Annotated in this window: 1 protein-coding gene; it reads right to left on the minus strand. The window is 67.4% G+C overall.

Annotation, left to right across the window (positions count from 1 at the left end; translation table 11 throughout):
* Positions 1-161: 161 nt before the first annotated feature.
* Positions 162-503 (minus strand): outer membrane protein assembly factor BamD (gene bamD, locus ACH65_RS18180; protein WP_049624055.1); only part of this gene is annotated, 342 nt, incomplete at its 5' end.

Consider the following 503-nt stretch of genomic DNA (forward strand, 5'->3'; position numbering starts at 1 on the left):
ACGGCTGGACAAGTAGGCGGGTGGCCTCGCCGAAACCGGTCATGTATCGGTCCCGAGCGAAAGCATCGCCTGCAGGAGGAGAACGTCCTCCGTCGGCCCTGAAAAAAAGAAAAAGCCGGCGGGAGACCGCCGGCTTTTTCGTGTCCGCGCGGGGCGGGCGCTCAGTGGTGGCCGGAGAACGGCACCATCTTGCGCAGGGTGGAGGGCGCGTGCGGCCACTTCGGATCGGTCAGGAACGGGTGGTCCGGGTAGTTCGCCGCCAGCACCTTGCGCACCTGGTCGGCCAGGTCCTTGTGGTCCATCGCCTGGTAGCTGCGCACGAGGATGGCCAGCGCGTCGCCGGTCTGCGGCGACTGCTGGTAGTGCTCCACCACGTACTGCGCGCGGTCGGCCGAGGCCACGTAGGCCTTGTTGCGCAGGTAGAACTCGGCCACGTTGACCTCGAACTGGGCCAGCACGTTGCGCAGGTAGATCATGCGCTGGCGGGCGTCGGCGGCGTAGGC

The organism is Frateuria defendens (genome assembly GCF_001182895.1).
Taxonomy (GTDB): domain Bacteria; phylum Pseudomonadota; class Gammaproteobacteria; order Xanthomonadales; family Rhodanobacteraceae; genus Frateuria_B; species Frateuria_B defendens.